15 protein-coding genes are annotated in these 16,685 nt (G+C 69.1%); 7 read left to right on the forward strand and 8 right to left on the reverse strand.

The genetic code is table 11. The annotated features are described in order from the left end of the window. Positions 1-4: 4 nt before the first annotated feature. Positions 5-691 (reverse strand): potassium channel family protein, encoded by a 687-nt coding sequence (locus CLV54_RS12770; RefSeq protein WP_100345354.1) that lies wholly within the window; start codon positions 689-691, stop codon positions 5-7. Further along, positions 688-1,551 (reverse strand): SDR family oxidoreductase, encoded by an 864-nt coding sequence (locus CLV54_RS12775; protein WP_245861693.1) that lies wholly within the window; start codon positions 1,549-1,551, stop codon positions 688-690. Before CLV54_RS12775 ends, CLV54_RS12770 begins: the two co-directional genes overlap by 4 nt. A gap of 53 nt (positions 1,552-1,604) precedes the next feature. On the opposite strand from CLV54_RS12775, the gene CLV54_RS12780 reads away from it, so the two are divergent. Further along, a complete protein-coding gene (locus tag CLV54_RS12780) occupies positions 1,605-2,705 on the forward strand; it encodes an acyltransferase family protein (protein ID WP_245861694.1) in 1,101 nt (366 codons plus the stop codon). Positions 2,706-2,905: 200 nt separating this feature from the next. On the opposite strand, the gene CLV54_RS12785 is transcribed toward CLV54_RS12780, so the two are convergent. Both CLV54_RS12785 and CLV54_RS12790 read right to left on the reverse strand, forming a co-directional pair. Further along, entirely contained in the window at positions 2,906-4,390 is a 1,485-nt protein-coding gene (locus CLV54_RS12785) for an MFS transporter (RefSeq protein WP_100345356.1), read from the reverse strand. After that, the gene (locus tag CLV54_RS12790) at positions 4,387-4,968 is read right to left on the reverse strand and encodes a PadR family transcriptional regulator (RefSeq protein ID WP_157802954.1); all 582 of its coding nucleotides are present in this window, start codon (positions 4,966-4,968) and stop codon (positions 4,387-4,389) included. Before CLV54_RS12790 ends, CLV54_RS12785 begins: the two co-directional genes overlap by 4 nt. Before the next feature lie 182 nt (positions 4,969-5,150). On the opposite strand from CLV54_RS12790, the gene CLV54_RS12795 reads away from it, so the two are divergent. The 5 genes from CLV54_RS12795 (at position 5,151) to CLV54_RS12815 (ending at position 11,324) form a co-directional block, all read left to right on the forward strand. Next, the gene (locus tag CLV54_RS12795; RefSeq protein WP_425430281.1) at positions 5,151-6,563 is read left to right on the forward strand and encodes a bifunctional o-acetylhomoserine/o-acetylserine sulfhydrylase; all 1,413 of its coding nucleotides are present in this window, start codon (positions 5,151-5,153) and stop codon (positions 6,561-6,563) included. 261 nt (positions 6,564-6,824) lie between these two features. Further along, the gene (gene metX, locus CLV54_RS12800) at positions 6,825-8,030 is read left to right on the forward strand and encodes a homoserine O-acetyltransferase MetX (RefSeq protein WP_100345526.1); all 1,206 of its coding nucleotides are present in this window, start codon (positions 6,825-6,827) and stop codon (positions 8,028-8,030) included. Positions 8,031-8,161: 131 nt separating this feature from the next. Beyond that, positions 8,162-9,328, forward strand: coding sequence for a sensor histidine kinase (locus CLV54_RS12805; RefSeq protein WP_100345359.1), 1,167 nt, complete (start codon positions 8,162-8,164; stop codon positions 9,326-9,328). Beyond that, positions 9,325-10,629 (forward strand): hypothetical protein, encoded by a 1,305-nt coding sequence (locus CLV54_RS12810; protein ID WP_157802955.1) that lies wholly within the window; start codon positions 9,325-9,327, stop codon positions 10,627-10,629. Before CLV54_RS12805 ends, CLV54_RS12810 begins: the two co-directional genes overlap by 4 nt. A gap of 59 nt (positions 10,630-10,688) precedes the next feature. Continuing rightward, positions 10,689-11,324 carry a response regulator transcription factor gene (locus CLV54_RS12815; RefSeq protein WP_281258181.1) on the forward strand — a complete coding sequence of 212 codons (636 nt, stop codon included), beginning with the start codon at positions 10,689-10,691 and terminating at the stop codon, positions 11,322-11,324. 37 nt (positions 11,325-11,361) lie between these two features. Here CLV54_RS12815 and CLV54_RS12820 read toward each other — a convergent pair whose 3' ends face one another. From CLV54_RS12820 to CLV54_RS12830, 3 genes are all read right to left on the reverse strand, one after another. After that, positions 11,362-12,627 carry an MFS transporter gene (locus CLV54_RS12820; protein ID WP_100345362.1) on the reverse strand — a complete coding sequence of 422 codons (1,266 nt, stop codon included), beginning with the start codon at positions 12,625-12,627 and terminating at the stop codon, positions 11,362-11,364. 97 nt (positions 12,628-12,724) lie between these two features. Then, positions 12,725-13,033, reverse strand: a complete 309-nt coding sequence (locus CLV54_RS12825) for a thiamine-binding protein (protein ID WP_100345363.1) — start codon at positions 13,031-13,033, stop codon at positions 12,725-12,727. Positions 13,034-13,114: 81 nt separating this feature from the next. Beyond that, positions 13,115-14,542, reverse strand: a complete 1,428-nt coding sequence (locus tag CLV54_RS12830; RefSeq protein ID WP_211294543.1) for a glycosyltransferase family 87 protein — start codon at positions 14,540-14,542, stop codon at positions 13,115-13,117. Positions 14,543-14,730: 188 nt separating this feature from the next. On the opposite strand from CLV54_RS12830, the gene CLV54_RS12835 reads away from it, so the two are divergent. Beyond that, on the forward strand, positions 14,731-15,444 hold the full coding sequence (locus tag CLV54_RS12835) for a YceI family protein (RefSeq protein ID WP_100345365.1): 714 nt from the start codon (positions 14,731-14,733) through the stop codon (positions 15,442-15,444). A 105-nt stretch (positions 15,445-15,549) separates the two neighbouring features. Here the strand turns inward: CLV54_RS12835 and CLV54_RS12840 are convergent, their stop codons facing one another. Continuing rightward, positions 15,550-16,407 (reverse strand): ADP-dependent NAD(P)H-hydrate dehydratase, encoded by an 858-nt coding sequence (locus CLV54_RS12840; RefSeq protein WP_100345527.1) that lies wholly within the window; start codon positions 16,405-16,407, stop codon positions 15,550-15,552. Positions 16,408-16,685: the final 278 nt, after the last annotated feature.

Here is a 16,685-nt window from a genome sequence, read left to right on the forward strand (position 1 = left end):
GAGCCTATTGCTCGCGCGGGTCGTGCTGATCATGCGGCGGCCCCGGGTGCCGGATGCGCTCGCCCAGATAGGAGACGAGGGTCGCGGTCGCGGTTCCGACGATCGCGACGCCACCCGCCATGAGGGCGACCGCGAGAATCCGCCCCAGCACGGTGACCGGGTAGAAGTCGCCGTAGCCGACCGTGGCGATCGTGACGCACGCCCACCACACCGAGTCGCCGAAGGAGAGGATCAAGGCGCCGGGCGCCGGGCGCTCGACCTGCAGCACGGCGAGCGAGATGACGTAGACGAAGAGCACCACGAAGAGCACGCCGTAGATGATGATCTTCGCGCGGAACGAGCCGCCGGTGTCCCTCTTGAAGTACGGCAGCTCCATGAGGTAGGTCAGCAGCCGGAACGGCCGCACGACCGGCACGAGCACCGACAGCAGGTCGATGACGTGCGTTTTCGCGAACTGCTTCCTGTCGCGGCTCAGCGCCAGCCGCACGAGGTAGTCGACCAGGTAGACGATCCAGACGACCGCCAGGAAGCCGACCAGGATCTGCTGCACAGCGGCCGGTAGATCGGGCTCGAGGATGCACCACGAGTACACGACCAGGAACAGCACCGAGAGGATGAGCAGCGGCCACGACGTGACCGCCTCCCAGCGAGCGCGGGATCCCCGCTGCGTGCCCGGCCGCGCGTCGCTCACGACACGCCGGTCCCGCCCCGGGGCACGAGCGGGCCCCGCGCGACCTTGTACGGGGCCGACTGCGCGACGGGCTTGACGACGACGAGGTCGAGGTCGACGTGGGCGGGCCTCTCGAGGCTCTGCACGATCGTCTCGGCGACGTCCTCCGCCGTGAGCGGGTTCTCGACGCCCTGGTACACGGCGTCGGCGCGGGCCTGGTCGCCGCCGAAGCGGTTGAGCGAGAACTCCTCGGTGTGCACCATGCCCGGCGCGACCTCGATGACCCGGATCGGCTCGCCGCCCAGCTCGAGCCGCAGCACGTCCATCATCGCGTGCGCGGCGAACTTCGCGGCGTTGTAGCCGCCACCGCCCTCGTAGGCGACGTGCCCCGCGATCGAGGTGACGGTGAGGATGTCGGCACCACCGGCATCCTTCGCCCCGAGCCTCAGCAGCGGCAGGAGCGCACTCGTCACGCGCTTGACCGCGAGCACGTTGATCTCGAACATCCACGCCCAGTCGTCGGCGCTGCTCTTCTCGACGCTGTCGAGGCCCATGGCCCCGCCCGCGTTGTTGACGAGCGTGTGCAGCGGCCCCGTCACGGCCAGGTGGGCCGCGAGCGCGTCGACGTCGTCCTGCCGGGTGAGGTCGGCCACGAAGACGGATGCCCCGGTCTCCTCGGCGAGCGCCCGGAGCCGGTCCTCGCGCCGGGCGACCGCCACGACCTCCCAGCCGTGCTGACGCAGCAGCACGACCGTCGCACGGCCGATGCCCGAGCTGGCGCCCGTGACGACGGCACGCTTGGCTGCATCCTCTCCGACGCGGTCTCCCGCGTTCTCTCCGACGTTCTCTCCGGCACGGTCCACGGTCATCTCATCAGGCATGTCACTAGGGTAATGACTATGCGCAACCGCTCGGGCATCCGGGTGATCACATCGTGATCCCACCCCTCACGGGTGCCATCAGGGCGCGCGGGACCCGGCGGCGGGTTCCCCTCTGGGACAACGCCCGCTGGATCGCGATCACCCTGGTCGTGATCGGCCATGCGATCCTGCCCCTCATCGCGGCATCCGACACCGCCTACGCCGTCTACCTCTTCATCTACACCTTCCACGTGCCCGTCTTCGTGGGCGTGAGCGGGTACTTCGCGAAAGCGGGCGTGCCCGGCGCCCGGCAGATGAAGCGCATCGTGAGCGACATCGTGCTGCCATACATCGTCTTCGAGACGATCTGGACGGTCATCCACTGGCTCGTGGGCGGCGAGTTCCGGCTCGACTACGCAACGGCCTCCTGGACGCTGTGGTTCCTCCTCGCGCTCGGCATCTGGCGCATCGCGCTCCCCTATCTCGTGATGCTGCGGTATCCGCTGATCATCAGCATCGTCATCGCGGTGGGCGCGGGATACCTGAGCGAGGTCGACAGCACCTTCGCACTCTCGCGCACTCTGGGCTTCCTGCCGTTCTTCGTCTTCGGCTGGAAGCTGCGGCAGTGGCAGATCACCGGGCGCTGGCTCGCCCTGCGGCCCGCGGCGACCTGGCGGTGGCGAGCTGGGGCGGTCGCCCTCTTCATAGCCGTCGCGGTCGCGGCGAGCGTCTTCGTCGAGACCTGGCGCGACGTCAAGCTGCGCCGCTTCCTGCTCTATGACGAGTCGTTCTCCGAGCTCGGCTACCACGAGTGGTGGGCGGGCCTCATCCGCCTCGCGCTCATCGCGCTCGGCTTCCTGCTCACCCTGGCGTTCCTCGTGCTCATGCCCCGGCACACCACCTGGTTCAGCCGTTTCGGCCAGGCGACGATGTACATCTACCTGCTGCACACCTTCTTCCTCTACCCCTTCCGGGAGACGGGGATGCTCGCAGGCGAGCTCGGCGGCGTCTCGACCTGGGTGCTCGTGGCCATGATCGCCTACTCGATCGCGGTGTCGGTGCTGCTCGCGCAGCCGTTCGTGAGGCGGATCTTCCGCCCGCTCGTCGAGCCCCGGGCCCGGTGGCTCTACCGGCGCGACGCGAGCCTCTCTCCGCCGCCGCGCCCGAACCCCTAGCCCCTAGCCCCTCACCCAAGCCAACTCAAACCAACTCAAAACGACGGAGTTTCCCGTTCCTGGGACGCATTTCTGCCCGAAACAACCCGTTTTTCAGAGAATCTCCGTCGTTTTGAGATGTCCGTCGTTTTGAGATGTCCGTCGTTTTGAGATGTCCGTCGTTTTGAGATGTCCGTCGTTTGGGTCGATACAGCTGACGCTCAGTGCCCGGCGCCCTCCGGAACGCGCTTGGGCAGCGTGAACACGAGCACGAAGGCCACGAGGGCGAAGACGACGCTCACCCCCATGGCGAGCTGCGCGCTGCGGCCGAAGCCGTCGGCCACGGCATCCGGGCCCGTCGACGGGTCGATGACGAGGGTTCCGAACAGCACGCTGCCGATGACGGCGATGCCGATCGCGCTGCCGATGCGCTGGACGGTGCCCAGGATGCCGCTCGCAGCACCCGCCTCCTGCCGGTCGACGGTCGCGACGATGAACGAGGTGTTCGGCGCGATGAACAGGCCGCTGCCGATGCCCGCGACGAGCAGGGGCGCCGCGAGCTCCCAGCCGGTGAGCTCGGGGGTCGGGATGAGCACGAGCAGCAGCCACACGGCCGCGAGCCCCAGGCTGAGCATGCCGACGCCGATCACGAGCACCGCCCGGCCCAGGCGCGCGGCGAAGAAGTCGCTGCGCGCCGCGCCCACGATCGTGCCGATCGCGAACGGCATGACGACGAGCCCGGATTCGAGCGCCGTCGCGCCGAGGCCCGCCTGCCAGAGCAGGGTGAGGGTGAAGAAGATGCTCGTGAAGGCCGCGAAGTAGACGGTCGCCAGGATGACGCCACCGCTGAATGCGGGATGCGAGAAGAGGTGCGGCGGCACGATGGGGTCGCCCCCGCGGCGCACGACGCGCAGCTCCCACAGGGCGAAGAGCACGAGGGCGATGAGGCCGCCGGCGATCGAGAGGTAGGTCCACAGCGGCCAGTCCTCGCTCTGCCCTTCGATGAGCGGCACGAGCACGGCGACCAGGCCGACGGTCAGCAGCAGCAGTCCGACCACGTCGACGCGCTTGACCGCTCCGCCGAGCCGGATGGCCGGCAGCAGCACCGCTGCCGCGACGAGGGCGACGATGCCGATCGGCAGGTTGACGCCGAAGACGAGCCGCCAGCCGGACTCGACGCCGAACGCCTCGATGATGAGCCCGCCGACGAGCGGGCCGAGCGCGCTCGAGAAGCCGAGCACGGCGCCGAGCACACCGAAGGCCTTTCCCCGACCGCGGCCCTGGAACATGATCTGGATGAGCGCCGTGATCGCCGGGAAGAAGAACCCGCCCGCAGCGCCCTGCACGACGCGCGCGACGATGAGCTGCACGCTGTCCTGCGCGAGGCCGCAGGCGAGGCTCGCGAGGGTGAAGACGGTGAGGCCGATGATGAAGATCCACTTGTGGCCGTAGCGATCGCCGAGCCGGCCCGCCGGGATGAGGGTGAGCCCGAAGGCGAGCGCGTAGCCGGAGATGATCCACTCGAGGGTCGAGCTCGAGGCATCCAGGCTGTCTCGGATGCTCGGCAGCGCGACGTTGACGATCGTCGTGTCGAGCAGCGACATAAACGCGCCGGCCATGAGCACGACGAGGGCCCACCACGCGCGGCGGGGGCTGAGGGCGAGCACGGGGGAAGCCGCCCGGGCTTCGGGGGCGGGTGTGGTCATTGCTGTTGCGCCTTTCTGGCGGTCGTTCTGGCGGTCTCGTCGGCGACGATGGCGGGCAGGCTCTCGATGACGGTGTCGAGCCAGGCGAGCTCGGCCTCGAGCCGCATGAGCCCGTGCTCGTTGGCGAGCGTCTCGGCGACCGTGAGGTAGCGGCGGATGTTCTCGAGGTGGGCGCGCGACTCGCGCAGCCGGGCCTCGAGCACGTCGCGACGGGCGCCGAGCGTCGCCGGCAGCTCGTCGAGCTTCTCGCCGTCGAGGCGGGCGAGCGCGAGGTCGAAGGGGTCGGGGCGCAGCACGATCTCGCGCAGGGTCTCGAGCCGGATCACGCCGAGGGAGACGCGGCCCGCATCGCTGATCGCGTAGACGACGCGCTCGGGGTAGTTGCCCTCGCGCTCGGAGCGCACCCCGTCGATGAGGCCCTCCGCCGCGAGCCGCTTGATCGCGCCGTAGATCGCGCCGACGGTGAAGTCCGTCCACTTGTGGATGTGCTCCTCCTGGGCGAGCAGCCGCAGCTGATGGCCGTGCATGGGCCCGCGCTCGTCGAGCGACCCCAGGATGAACAGACGAATGGATGACACGAGACTACTCTTGCACGACTAGTCGTGTATTGCAACCAACCGGCGCGCGTATCAGCCTCGCGCACGCGCTTATGGATCAGCAGTGAGACCGGCAGCGGATCGTCGGCACGAGGGTTACGCCGTGTGTCCTGCCGTTTGCCGAGGCCCGCGCGCCTGCCTAGGCTCTCTCACAAGCGGCGAGGATGCCGCCGACCAGACCTCGCACAACAGATCTCACACAACGACAGACCCGAACGACAGAACAGACCACGAAGGAGACCAGCATGAGCGACACCACCGCGAACTGGAAGTTCGAGACCAAGCAGATCCACTCCGGTGCCGCACCGGACCCCGTGACCAACGCCCGCGCCACGCCGATCTACCAGACCACCTCGTACGTGTTCAACAACGCCGACCACGCGAAGAACCTCTTCGCACTCGCCGAGTTCGGCAACATCTACACGCGCATCCAGAACCCGACGCAGGCGGTCGTCGAGGAGCGCCTCGCCGCCCTCGAAGGCGGGACCGGCGCCCTCCTGCTCGCCTCGGGCCAGGCCGCTGAGACCGCCGCCGTGCTCAACATCGCGCAGGCCGGCGACCACATCGTCTCGTCGAGCTCGATCTACGGCGGCACCTACAACCTCTTCAAGTACACGCTCGCGAAGCTCGGCATCGAGACGACCTTCGTCGAGAACCAGGACGACGCCGACGAATGGCGCCGCGCCGTGCGCCCCAACACGAAGCTCTTCTTCGCCGAGACCATCGGCAACCCGAAGATCAACGTGCTCGACATCCGCCTCGTCGCCGACGTCGCGCACGAGTCCGGTGTTCCGCTCATCGTCGACAACACGATCGCGACCCCGTACCTCATCCGTCCCTTCGAGCACGGCGCCGACATCATCATCCACTCGGCCACCAAGTTCCTCGGCGGTCACGGCACGGTCATCGGCGGCGCGATCGTCGACGGCGGCACCTTCGAGTGGTCGAAGAACGTCGAGAAGTTCCCGGGGCTCACCGAGCCCGACCCGAGCTACCACGGCGCGAGCTACACGGCGGCGGTCGGCGACGGTCTCGCCTACATCATCAAGGCGCGCGTGCAGATCCTGCGCGACCTGGGTGCCGCGATCGCCCCGAACAGCGCCTGGCTGCTCATCCAGGGCATCGAGACCCTGAGCCTGCGCATCGAGCGCCACGTGCAGAACGCCCAGGAGATCGCCGAGTGGCTCGACGCGCACGAGGACATCGCCTCGGTCAACTACTCGGGCCTGCCGTCGAGCCCCTGGTACTCCGCCGCCAACACCTACGCCCCCAAGGGCGTCGGCGCCGTGCTCTCCTTCGAGCTCAAGGGCGGTGTGGACGCCGGCCGCGCGCTCGTCAACAACCTGACGCTGTTCAGCCACCTCGCCAACATCGGCGACGTGCGCAGTCTCGTCATCCACCCTGCGTCGACGACGCACTCGCAGCTCACGCCCGAGCAGCAGCTCACGACCGGCGTCACGCCGGGCCTCGTGCGCCTCTCGGTGGGCCTCGAGAACATCGACGATCTCAAGGCCGACCTCACCGCCGGCCTGGCCGCCGCGCGCGCCGTGGTCGACGCCGCTCGCGCGAACGTCTGAGCCGAGGCCTGACCGGCTCACCCCGCGCGCACCCTGAACACGACTCACAACACAACTAAAAACGACGGAGATTCCGCTGTTCTGAAGGCCTTGCACGCCCTACAAGGCTCTCAGAGCGGGAATCTCCGTCGTTGTGAGCTCGGCCACCCAGCAGCACGAGCACCCGGCCCCGGCACCCGGCACCCAGAGCACCCGGCACCCGGCACCCGGCACCCTGTAACAAAGCACGAGCCATCCTCAGGACCCGACAGAATGGATCCCGTGGATTGGCAGACACCCGAAGACTCCGTTCCCTCGAGTTTCATCACCGAGGCGCAGGTCGGAACGCTGCACGGAAAACCGCCCGCCACCGGCGCCTGGCGTGAAGGCGACCCGGCCGGCCGTCGCCAGTTCGCGAACCTCGGCCCCGTCGACTTCGAACGGGGCGGTCACCTGCCTCACGTGCGCATCGCCTACGAGACCTGGGGCGAGCTCTCCCCCGAACGCGACAACGCCGTTCTCGTGCTGCATGCGCTCACCGGCGACAGCCATCTGCTCGGCGACGCGATCCCCGGCCACGCGACCGCCGGCTGGTGGAGCGACATCGTCGGCCCGGGGCTCGCGATCGACACCGACCGCTGGTTCGTCGTGGCCCCGAACATGCTCGGCGGATGCCAGGGCAGCACAGGCCCGGCATCCTTCGCCCCCGACGGCTACGAGTGGGGGCCGCGCTTCCCGTACACGACCATCCGCGACCAGGTCGGCGCCCAGGCGGCGCTCAGCGACCAGCTCGGCATCGAGCGCTGGGCGGCCGTCGTCGGCGGTTCGATGGGCGGAATGCAGGCGATCGAGTGGGGCGTGAGTCATCCCGAGCGGATGACGCGTCTCGCCGTCATCGCCGCGCCGCCGTTCACCACCGCCGACCAGATCGGGCTCAACTCGGTGCAGCTGGAGGCCGTGCGCAGCGACCCGGCCTTCCGCGGCGGACACTTCTACGAGGCCGCCGATGGCGACGGGCCGTATCACGGACTGGCGCTCGCCCGCAGGATCGCCCTGCTCACCTACCGCAGCCCGAGCGAGCTCAACGAGCGGTTCCAGCGCAGCTGGCAGAGCGAGATCAGCCCGCTCGGCGGCGACGGCCGTTTCGCCGTCGAGTCGTACCTCGACTTCCACGGCAACAAGTTCACCCGCCGTTTCGACGCCAACAGCTATCTCACGCTCGTCGAGGCGATGAACTCGCACGACGTCGGCCGCGGGCGGGGCGGCGCGGCGGCGGCCCTCGCGAGGGTCACGGCGCGCACGCTCGTCGTCGGCATCAACAGCGACCGGCTGTTCCCGCTCGAGGGTCAGGAGTTCATCGCGGCCCACGTGCCGACGACCATCCACGGCTCCTCGCCCGTTGTGCTCGACTCGCCCTACGGCCACGACGGCTTCCTCATCGAGCACGAGGCGGTCAGCGCCCAGCTGCGGCGACTTCTCGACGACTGAGCGGCATGTTCTTGAGTTTCCCTCGGTTCCATCCGGGGGAACGCGAGCAGCCGCCGACTTTTCCCGCTGGGAACCGCTATCGTGCTCACTGGACGTACAGTGAACGACGAGGGAGCTCTGGCGGCGGCGTCATGGAACGAATCCTGAGGGAGCGTGATCGTCTGCTCGGCCGCGCCTCGCGGCTCATCGGGCTCGTGGCGACGCTGATCGCCCTCGCCTGCCTGAGCGTCCCGGGCGCGATCGCACCCGGCAGCTACCTGTGGTGCATTCCCGCTCTCGGCGCGGTCGCCCTCACCCAGTGGTGGGCAGGATCCCGCAACAACAATCTGACGTGGATCGTCGTGATGATCCTCACCGGCTTCACGACCGTGCTGGCCCTCACCTACGTCGACCCCGAGCCCATCAACGTGGCATCCGGCAACGCGATCGCTGTGCTCATGGGCGCGGGAACAGGCAGCGTCGCCATCCAGCTCACCCACAGCCGGCTGCGCATCCTCGTCGGAGCGCTCGGCTTCGCGGCCGCCGTCGGCTTGAGCATCGTCGTCGGGCTGTCATCGGGCCGCGAGGTCACGCTGACCATGGTCACGGTGACCGGCTGGGTGGCAGCGGGCATCGTCGGCGGATGGCTGAGCTCGAGCGTGCCCCGGGTCATGAAGCGCATCGCGAACATCGGCCGCGCCCATCGGGCGGAGCGCGACGCGAGCGAGATGGAGGCGCAGCGCCGGCAGGACGCCCGGCTCCTGCACGACACGGTGCTCGCGACCCTCACGATGCTCGCGCACTCGGGGGTCGGCGTCTCCGAGTCCGCTCTGCGATACCAGGCCGCCAACGACGCGCAGCTGCTGCGGCAGCTGCGCCTGGGCGGCTCGCCGACGCCGCGGAGCTCGGGTGTCTACAACCTCGAGCCCGCCACCGAGTCGACCCTCGGCAACACTCTCGAATCCGTCAAGCACCGGTTCATGCGCATGGGGCTCGCGGTGAGCTGGCACGGCACGGGCCAGGTGCTCCTGTCGAGCGAGGTGCTCGACGCCTTCGTGCTCGCCCTCGGCGAATGCCTCGAGAACGTGCGACGCCACTCGGGCGTCACGGAGGCCGATGTCACCATCACCGACGACGAGACGACGGTGCGCGCGATGGTGACGGATGCCGGCGTGGGCTTCGATCTCGCAGCCGTCGATCCCGCGCGCCTCGGCTTCGCCGAATCCGTCGTCGCCCGGCTGCGCGATGTCGGCGGCAACGCCCGGCTCTTCTCCTCCCCCGGCTCGGGAACGACGGTCGTGCTGGAGGTGCCCAAGTGAGCACCAGATCCAACCCGCGCGCGAACCCCCGCATGAGCTCGCGGGTGAGCCAGAGCGGCATCGAGGAGAACACGCTCGGCGTCGTCGTCGGCCGCGAGGAGCGCCGTCGGCGCAGACGGCGCCGCGACAACCGGGAGTTCCGGCGTCCGCGCCGCACGATCCAGGCGACGCGCGTGCAGGACGGCCTGGGCTCCGTGCACCTCGGCGTGGGCATCGGCATCGCCGCCGGGGCGATCATGCTGCTCAATCTCTCCCGTTTCCTCGGCTATTTCACGCTCTACCCCGATCCGTCCCTCGCGGTCGCGGCCTGGGCCATCTTCGTCGGCACCGTCGTGGCGACGGCGATCATCGTGCGGGTCAACGGCTACCGGCTGCCGACCTGGATGTTCGCCGTGCTGCTGTCGGGCCTCGCGCTCAGCCTCGCCCTCGACCTCATGGCCGTGTGGGGAAGCGAGGATCTGGGCATCTACCCGACGGCGGGCGTCGCCGTCGGGGCTGCCCTGATGGCGATCGTGACCCTGAGGGAGACGCGGGAGATCCTCATCGCGACAGGCGCTCTGTGCGTGACCCTCGCCCTCTCGATGGTCACCGAGTCACGTGACGACCTGCTGAGCCTCGCCCCCGAGCTCGTGGTGCTCGCTCTCGCGATCGCGCCTCCGATCGCCGCGACGAGCGTTCTGCGGGCCTTCCGGCGTATGGTGCAGCTCGAGGTCGACCGGGTGCTCGTGCAGAGCACCGTGTCCACCCCGCATCTCGCCGTCGGCATGCTCGCCTCCGAGGAGCTCGCCCGCCTCGACCTCGCCGCCGAGCGCCTGCTCGACGACGTGGCCAACGGCAAGCATCCGTTCCCCCTGCCGCCGGCCGTCGCCTCGAACGCCGCGACTCTCGCCACCGAGCTGCGGCTGCACCTCATCGACGGGCGCCGCAAGAGCTGGCTCTTCCACGCCATCACGGAGTCCGAGTTCCTCGGGCCCGTCGTCACCCTCTCCGATCCCGACAGCCTGGCCGGGCTCATGGATCCCGAGCAGCGCGACGGCCTGCTCTCGGCGATCTGGCTGCTGCTCAGCGACGCCGCGGCCGCCAATCAGAAGATCCGTCTCACCCTCGGACCGCCTGTGCCCTCAATGGGGCGCCCCCGGATGTTTCCCGTAGTGATTTTGACGACAGGTGTGCCACGGCACAGAGTTGACCCTTCGACGTGGGAAGCTATCAAGAAGGTCGGGCGATACGTCGATTCCAATGCGCAATCGAGTGTCCGTATCGACATCCAATGCAGTGTCATCAGGACGACGGACCATTAGCCCTGCGCCGACACAGGGGAAGATCGGATTAAGGACGTTTCGTGGGTAACTCAGAGCAGATCCGCTTGGCTATTGTCGATGATCACAGGATGCTCCTCGGCGCCCTGACCGAGTGGATCAGGGGTGCCGCGACCGACATCTCGATGGTCGCGGCCGTGCCCACCTGGCCCGAGCTGCTGACGCACCCTTCTTTCCCCGTCGACGTGGTGCTGCTCGACCTCGACCTCAAAGACAACATCCCGGTCTCGCTCAAGCTCTCCACGCTCAAGACCACCGGGGTCAAGACGGTTCTCATGAGCACCTACTCCGAACCCGCCGTCGTGCGCGAGGCGCTGGCCGCCGGAGCTCTCGGCTACCTGGTCAAGAGCGAGGATGCCGCGATGATCGTCGAGGCGATCCGCGCCGCCGCGCAGGGCGAGTCCTACATCTCGAGCGAGCTCGATCTCGCGCTCAACGCCGTCGACATCGGCGGAGCCCCCAAGCTGAGCGCCCAGGAACGGCGCGTCATGGCCCTCTACGGGGCCGGCGAGCCGGTCAAGGCCGTCGCCTTCAAGCTCGGCATCTCGGAGGAGACGGCGAAGAGCTACCTCAAGCGGATCCGTGAGAAATACCGCGTTGCCGGTTTCGACGTCGGAACCAAGGTCGCCCTTCGCAAGCGCGCGATCAAAGACGGCATCCTGCTCCAGGGCGACTAGACCTCGGCCGGTGTTCGTCACACCGTGGTGAGCGTCGCTACACCGTGGTGAGCGGCCCCGTCGCGTAGGTGACGCCGTCGCGGCGCATACGCGCCTTGTCGATCGCGAAGGTCAGCACCGCGAGGCCCAGGCCGAGCAGGGTGAGGCCGAGGCCCACCCACACGGGCGAGAGGTAGCCGAGTCCGCCGGCGATCGCGAGGCCGCCGAGGTAGGCCCCCAGCGCGTTGCCCATGTTGAGGGCGGAGTGGTTGAGGGCGGCGCCGATCGATTGACTGTCGCGCGCGACATCCATGAGCCTCGTCTGGATGGTGGGCGAGAGAGCAGCGGATGCCGCGCCCACGAGGAAGACGCCGGCGAGGAGCCCCACGACGAACTGGGCGACGAACGCGAGCCCCACGAGGGCGATGACGAGGATCGCGAAGAAGAGGTACATCGAGCGCCGGATGCTGCGGTCGGCGAGCCAGCCGCCGAAGAGGTTGCCCACCGTCATACCGAGCCCGATGACCACGAGCACCCAGGGCACGGCGGCGTGCCCGAGCCCGGTCACGTCGGTGACGATGGGGGCGACGTAGGTGTAGACGGCGAAGAGCCCGCCGAAGCCGATCGCGCCGATGCCCAGCGCGAGCCACACCTGCACATGGGTGAAGGCCTTGAGCTCGCGAGCCATGGTCGCCGCCCTGTCCCCCGCCTGCCACGGCACCGCCAGCCAGACGGCCGCGAAGGTGAGCGCGAAGATCCCGGCGACGATCAGGTACGCCGACCTCCAGCCGGACACCTGGCCGACCCAGGTGATGAGCGGAACGCCGATCACGTTCGCGATCGTGAGCCCCGAGAGCACGAGCGCGACGCCCTGGCCCCGTTTGCCCGGGCCCATGAGGGATGCCGCGACGAGCGACGCGATGCCGAAGTACGCGCCGTGCGGCAGCGCCGAGACGAAGCGGGCCCCGAGCACGAGCGGGAACGTCGGCAGGAGCGCCGAGGCGATCGTGCCGAGCGTGAACACCACGAGCAGCACGAGCAGAAGCTGTTTGCGCGGCCAGCGGGCCGCAGCCGCCGCGATCGTCGGAGCGCCCACGACGACCCCGAGCGCATATGCGGAGATGAGCCAGCCGGCCTGCGCGTTCGCGGCCTCCGGTGACGCCGCGTACACGCCGGGAAGCAGGTCGCTCGCGAGGTTCGGCAGCAGCCCCATGGCCACGAACTCGGTCGAGCCGATGCCGAAACCGCCCAGGGCGAGCGCCAGGAGGGCAAGACGAACACGGGCCGACGACAACGGCGTCGGCCCGTCGGAGGTGGGCTGCATACTCTCACCTTACGACGCGGCGCCGCCCGAGTCGAATCGATTCGATTTGGGTACGCGCGCGTTTATACGTTGTGCGTTCCGAGTTGAAGGCCGCAGATCACTCGGCGTCGAGGATCGCCTGTTCGAGTCGCTCGACCTTGCCCGTGAGCTCGCCGGTGTGCCCCGGGCGGATGTCGGCCTTGAGCACAAGCGAGACGCGCGAGCCGAAGGCGCCCACGGCATCCGTGGCACGCTTGATCACGTCGAAGACCTCGTCCCACTCGCCCTCGATGGTCGTGAACATCGAGTCGGTGTGATTCGGGAGGCCCGACTCCCGCACGATGCGCACGGCCGCCGCGACGGCGTCGTGCACCGAGTCGCCGTCGCGGCCGGAACCGCTCGGGGCGACCGAAAATGCGACCAGCATGATGCGCTCCTCTGTTCTGGTGGTCTGTTGTTCTGGTGGTGTGTGCTCTCTCGAGCTCTGTGTTCTCGAGCTCTGCTTCGACTATCTCTCGTCGACGAGCGTCGCGCCAGGGCCCTGCTCGGGTTCCGTCGCGACGAGGCTCTCGTTTCGTGCGGCCGGCACGGACTCCGGTCCGACATCGAGTGGATGCGGGGCATCCTCGCGATCATCAGCATCGTCGGCACCGACAGCACCGACAGCATCCGCGCCATCCGCGCTCACGACCGGCTCGGGCGCCCGGCTCGTCGCGATCGACCAGACCGCCCAGCCGAGCAGCACGAACTCGAGCACGTTGCGCACGCCGAGCACGGCGACCATGACCGGGTTCACGGCGAGGATCAGATAGTAGAGGTAGGGGTAGACGAGCTGCGTGAGCGCGGCGAGAACGGCCGCGAGGATCGCCGGCGTACGGTAGGCGCGACCGTGGTAGACGATGCCGATGATGATCGGAGCCGCCAGCCACGCGATGAACTGCGGCGAGCCCACCTTGTTGAAGGCGATGAACGCCAGCACGAGGGCGAGGGAGAGCGATGGGAACAGCCGTGTGAAGACGACGCCGCGGCGCACGGCGAGCACGGCGAGCACGAGCACGGCTGCCACGGCCAGCGCGAGCAGCGGGGTCATGATCGCGCCGACCACGTCGACCCCGGCGCCCGCGACCTGGAAGGTCAGGATGTCTCGGTCGTAGTAGACGAAACTGCCGGGCACGTGGAAGACGGCCTGCCACATCCACGGGGTGCTCACCGGGGCTTCGATCTGCAGGCCTCGCCCGGTCTGCTCGGTGATGAAGCTGAAGACGTTCATGCCGCTGCCGAGCACGAGGCAGATGAGCACGATCACGGCGCTCGTGCCGGCCGCGGCAGCGAGCAGACGCCAGCGTCCTTTGCCCGCCATGATGAGCGCGGCCACGAGTGCCGCCGGCCACACTTTCACCCAGGTGGCGATGGTGAGGACCGCCGTGCCCCAGAGCGGCCTCGTCGACAGCCACAGCAGTCCGACGATCGAGAGCGCGACGGTGACGGCGTCGATGCGGGTCATGGCGATGGGTCCGAGCAGCAGCAGGAAGCCGAGCCACCACCACGCGGCGACCGTCACCCTCGGGCGCCGGGTGGCCGTCGAGCCGATGAGCATCGCGAAGGCCCCGGCGTTGAGCAGGATGACGAGGCCCAGCCAGGTGTACTGGTATGCGTCCGAGCCGAAGGCGAGCGACGCGTACATAAAAGGGAACGCGAGGATCGGGTACACCCACGGGCTGTCGATCCCGACGAGCTGGGCACCGGCCGCCGCGTGCTCCGACCAGGTCTTGTAGACGAGCACGACGTCGCCGAGCGGCCAGCCCTGCCCATAGAGGCTCAGCCCCAGCAGGATCACGTGCACGAAGGCGAAACCCAGCCAGAGCAGCGTGCTGCCGCCGAAGAGCGAGACCATCGTCGACCGCTGCAGACCAGCCGAAGCGGGAGAGGTCACCATGAGAGCAACTGTACCGGGTGTTGTCGCAGGCCCCCGCGTCGAGCGGATGCCGCCACCGCACGCCCATCGGAAACCCACCGTGCGCACAACGACGCCACCCTGCCGGTGTCGAGCGTTCTCCCAGGCGAACGCTCCATGCTCGAAGGGACGAACTCACTCCGCACGAGAACACCGGAAGGCTTTCCCGCATGAAGAGGTCCGCCAAGATCGGTATCGGGGTCGGCATCGCCGTCGTGGTCGTCGTGGGGGCGGCCGCGATCGCGGGGCCGATCGTGTACCGGGACTTCATCTCGGGGACGCCGGATGCCGTGCCCACCGTCGCGGCGACGACTCCGGCTCAAGGCGGCGCTCTCGATCCGGCCAGCCCGGCCGGCCCCGTCGATCTGAGCGGTGAGTGGACGGTGGGCGACGGCTCGTTCGCGGGTTACCGGGTCAAGGAGGTGCTCAACGGAACGGATGTGACCGTCACCGGCCGCACCGAGCAGGTGAGTGGAACCCTGACCGTGGAGGGGACGACCCTCACCGCAGCGACGATCTCGGTCGACGTCGGCAGCATCGCGACCGAGGAGCCGTCACGTGACGCCTACTTCCGCGACAGCGCGCTCCAGGTCGACGAGTTCCCCACGGCGACCTTCGACCTCACCTCCCCCGTGACCGCGAGCTCGACGCCGACGAGCGGCGAGATCCAGACCGTGAGCGCGAGCGGTGACCTCACCATCCACGGTGTCACCCGGCCGGTCACGGTCGAGCTCCAAGCCGTGCTCTCGGGCACCGGCGGGCAGGTGAGCGGCTCGATCCCCATCACCTTCTCCGATTTCGGCGTCGAAGCCCCCAGCCTCGGTTTCGTCACCGTCGAGGACACCGGCTCCGTCGAGTTCCTGCTCGACATCGTTCCGGCCTAGTCGCCCCACGGATCCACGGCGGCCGACGACCCCGGCCAGCACCACTCGATCTGTGGACAACCCGACCACACGACACCCTGTGCAGCCGAGAGGTGGCGAAACGGCCTAGCCGACGAGCTCCGCGACCACCGCCGGCAGCGCCTCCGCGATGTCGAGCGCAGCCACCGGACCACCCGGGCACGCACGCTCCGCCGCCCGGCCGTGCAGCACGACCGCGGTCGCCGCGAGCTGCGCGAGCGCACCGGCATCCGATTCGATCGCCTCGGAATGGGTCGCGAGCAGCGCACCGAGGATGCCGCCGAGCACGTCCCCGGAGCCGGCCGTCGCGAGCCACGCCGGGCCCGCGCTCACGAGCAGATACCGCCCCGAGCGCGCATCGGCGACGTGGGTCGTGCTCCCTTTGAGCAGCACCGTGACCTCGAGCGCGCGCGACGCCTCGACCGCCCAGCGCGCGGGGTCGCCCGAGATCGCCTCCACGGTGACATCACGTCCGTGATCGCCGAGCAGGCGCGCGAGCTCCCGATAGTGCGGAGTCACCACCACGGGCGCGGATGCCGCACCCACCAGATCGAGGGCACCGGCATCCAGCACGGCCGGCCGGCCCTGCGCGAGCACCCGTTCGAGCTGCGCGGTCACCTGCTCGTCGGGTCGCGGCGTCGCCATCCCCGAGCCCAGGAGCCAGGCCTGCACACGCCCGTCCACGGTCACGGCCTCCGGGCGTCGGGCGAGCACGAGGCCGGTCGGACGCTCCGGACCGAGATACCGCACCATGCCCAGCCCGGTGCGCACGGCCGCCTCGACGCCGAGCACCGCCGCACCCGGATACTCGGTCGAACCGGTCATCACACCGAGCACGCCTCGCGAGTACTTGTCGTCGCTGTCGGCGGGCACGGCGATCCACGCGCGGGCGTCGTCCACGCCGAACGCCGACCAGAGCGCGGGCGCTTCGGATTCTGGAGTCATGCCTTCACGATAGGCACTCCGCCGCCCGAACGCACGGATGCCACGAACACCGCGGACGCCGCGAGCGGGGGCTATTCGGCAGGCGGGCAGGTCTGCGACCGGCAGGTCGACGAAGATCATGGTCGGCACCGCTTTCGCATCCGCACGGCGACCCCACCGGACGAATGCCGTCGCCGACCCGATGGGAGAGGCCATCGACTCGGCCTGCGCGAACGCTCCGCCGGGCAGCAGCGGGCGACGCATCGGGCACCCTGCAGAAACACCCCGTGCAGGAATAG

It is taken from the genome of Compostimonas suwonensis, from assembly GCF_002797855.1.
Taxonomy (GTDB): Bacteria; Actinomycetota; Actinomycetes; order Actinomycetales; family Microbacteriaceae; genus Compostimonas; species Compostimonas suwonensis.